General features: G+C 21.8%; 4 protein-coding genes. All 4 read left to right on the top strand.

The genetic code is table 11. The features are described from left to right. Positions 1-1,032: ABC transporter substrate-binding protein (locus tag KJQ99_RS09060; RefSeq protein WP_214150616.1), on the top strand; the 1,032-nt coding region annotated here is incomplete at its 5' end. Then, positions 1,025-1,735 carry an EI24 domain-containing protein gene (locus tag KJQ99_RS09065; RefSeq protein ID WP_214150617.1) on the top strand — a complete coding sequence of 237 codons (711 nt, stop codon included), beginning with the start codon at positions 1,025-1,027 and terminating at the stop codon, positions 1,733-1,735. The genes KJQ99_RS09060 and KJQ99_RS09065, both read left to right, overlap by 8 nt. Before the next feature lie 64 nt (positions 1,736-1,799). Then, positions 1,800-1,991, top strand: coding sequence for a hypothetical protein (locus KJQ99_RS09070; RefSeq protein WP_214117910.1), 192 nt, complete (start codon positions 1,800-1,802; stop codon positions 1,989-1,991). Positions 1,992-2,028: 37 nt separating this feature from the next. Beyond that, entirely contained in the window at positions 2,029-2,856 is an 828-nt protein-coding gene (locus KJQ99_RS09075; protein WP_214150618.1) for a restriction endonuclease, read from the top strand. Positions 2,857-2,986 lie beyond the last annotated feature (130 nt).

Below are 2,986 nucleotides of genomic sequence, written 5' to 3' on the forward strand. Positions count from 1 at the left end.
GTATTGAAGTATCCAGATAATGATTTTTTAAATTCTTTAACGCTAGGGATTATGTCAAAAAATGCTCTTATTAAATATGGTTTAAGTTGGTTTAATAGTGATGCTATTGGTCTTGGTACTTATAATTTAAAGCAATTTAACAACGAACAAATAGTTTTAGTAAAAAATCCTAATGCTATTTTTAAAGCACTTAATGATGGGGTAGTTTTTAAGTTTTATCAAAATGAAGTTCAAATAAAAAATGCTTTAAATAATGACATAATTGATGTTGGCTTGATTAATTATAAAAATATAAAAAATATTGATGATGATTTAGTATATAAGACTTTAGAATCAGATCACGCTATAGCATTACAATTAAATAATAAAGTAATTTATGATAGGAAATTAAGATATGCAATTTCTTTGATTATTTGTAACAAATCTATTTTAAATCAATTGCCAAATTTTAGTATCAATAAACATATTTTAAATCTAAATAATAATGGTTGTGATAGAGCAGAAGCTAGAAAAATTATAAATGAATTAGGATTTTATAAAGATAAAAAGAGTATAGAATTAAATATTAATAAAGAAAGCACAGCAAATTATTATAAAAAATTAGATTTACCTTTAAAATTAGAAATTTATGTAGATAAAAACAATAAAGACTACTTAAGTATAGCCGAAAATCTTGCTATGCAATTAAAAGATTTTGGAATATTAACAGATGTATTACAAACCAACAATGATGATAATGAAGCTAGTAAGATTGTAGATATTGAAGTATATGATAGTATTAATTTTGCAACTATTTTAAATACAAATAAGATTAATAAAACTCAAGCAAAAAATACCATAAATCAAGTGCAAGAGAATTATTACAAAGAGTTTCAAGAGCAGATTAAAATGAACCCTTCTTATTTATTTTTGGTAAATTACAATTATTTTTTAGCTTATAATAAAAAAATTAAAGGTATTGAAAATATGCCAATAGGATTTAATGGAAACGGATTATTTTCTCAAGTAATTAAGTGGTATAAATATGAATAATTTCATTATTAGCCTAAAAGATTTTTTTACATTTAGATTTTTAGCATTTTCTTTATTTCCATTAATTATAAGCTCAATTATATTTATTAGTTTATTAACACTTGCATTTAGTTATGTTGGTAGTTTAGATTTTAACGAAGAAGCTTTTAACTTTTTTTTAGGTGCGATGATACTACACGCCATACAAATATTTATTATGATAATTACTATTTCAGGTGGCAGTTTTTTAGCTTTATATTTATCTATATTTTTTGCTTTAGTTATTACTTCATTTTTAACTCCAATGATAGTTAGAGAAATCAATTTAAAGCATTATAATTACAATAAATTAGATGAAATAGGGTTAATTCAAATAACTTGGCTTTTATTTAAAATCGTATTGAAATTCTTATTCTTTTTATTTTTTGTGCTTTTATTTCACATAATTCCTATATTAAATTTCATAGCATCATTTTTAATGTTTTGCTTAATGTTTTATTTATTTTTTAATTTTTTAATTTACGATGTGGCTAGTTGTGTTTTAAATAAAAATGATTTTTTAAGTTTTAAACCTTTTAAATTGAAATATATTTTTTGCGTATTTTTATTTTATTTGGCTTCAAATATTCCTTATGTTGGGTTTTTTCTACCTGTATTTTTTGTAATATTTCTAGCTCATTTATTATTTCAAAATGAATTAAGATTAAAACAGCCTTTAAATTGATTAAAAATAACTTTTATATTTTGATTTTTTTGTAGTATTTAATTTTATTTTTAAGGAGATTATTATGGTTTTAAACAATGAAATTATTTGTAATGTATGTAGTCTAAAAGCTAGCGAAGACGAGCACGCAGTATTTATTAGAGCTCATAAAAACAATAAGCCAGTAGATATTTGCACAAGTTGTATTCCGAGCGTAATTCACGGCTCTGGAATGGTTGTAAAAAGTGATGAAGAAATCATTAAAGATTTAGATTGATTTTAGGAATTTCATTTGAAATTCCTATGGTAATTGTATGTTATTTAGCATTTTAGAATTTTTACATAATTACTATGGCTTAATAATAACTATTTTTTACTTCATATTACTTGGTATATTCGTTTTATTTATAAAAAAGGCAGAAAAATTTATAAATGACAAAAATAAAGAAATTCAAACATTAAAAATAGATAAAGAAGATTACGAAGATACAAAAACTGATAAAAATATTTTGCTATACAAGAATTATAAATATGAAGAAGAATTATTAAAACTCAAAGATGAATTAAAACGATTACAGACTTTAACAACTTCAGATATTAATAAAATAGCCATTGAAAAAGCACAAGAATTGATATTAGAAAAAGAAAAAGATTATGAAGAAAAATTAAAAGAATTAAATAGATATTATAAGCTAGAAAAAGATAAATTAATTCAGTCTTATGAATTAAAAATAAGTGAAGAAAAAAACGCACAAAATAAAATCAAATTAGAAAATATCAAAAAAGGCAAAAATTACGAATATCAAATAAAAATATACTATGAAAATATAGGTTATAAGGTTTTTCCAAATGGTTTTGTAAATGGTAAAAACGACAAAGGTATAGATTTAATAGCGTATAAAAATAGTGAAATAAGGCTAATTCAATGCAAGTGCTACACAAATCCACCAAAACAATATCTGCTTAGAAAATTTATAGGAGATTGTGAAGTTTTTATTAGAAACAATCCATCATTATGTGATAATAAAATAATTTATAAAGATTTTATAACAAGCTGTAATGATAAAGATTACGGAGTAGTGTGCTATTTAAGAGAATATCCAAATGAAATAAATTATCAAATCATTAACTATATAAATTAAAGCATTAAGACAATAAATAATAGATTAATAATTTTTTATTTGCTATAATTAATCTTATTTTTAAAGGTAAGATATGAATGAGTTTTTAATATATTTAGCATATTTTTTAGATAATTTACACGATTTAGCT

The organism is Campylobacter sp. 2018MI13, from assembly GCF_018501135.1.
Lineage (GTDB): Bacteria > Campylobacterota > Campylobacteria > Campylobacterales > Campylobacteraceae > Campylobacter_E.

Bases quoted from the DNA above. Each gene is read 5' to 3' on its own strand.
- KJQ99_RS09065 (WP_214150617.1), top strand. From the start codon at position 1,025: ATGAATAATTTCATTATTAGCCTAAAAGATTTTTTTACATTTAGATTT.
- KJQ99_RS09070 (WP_214117910.1), top strand. From the start codon at position 1,800: ATGGTTTTAAACAATGAAATTATTTGTAATGTATGTAGTCTAAAAGCT.
- KJQ99_RS09075 (WP_214150618.1), top strand. From the start codon at position 2,029: ATGTTATTTAGCATTTTAGAATTTTTACATAATTACTATGGCTTAATA.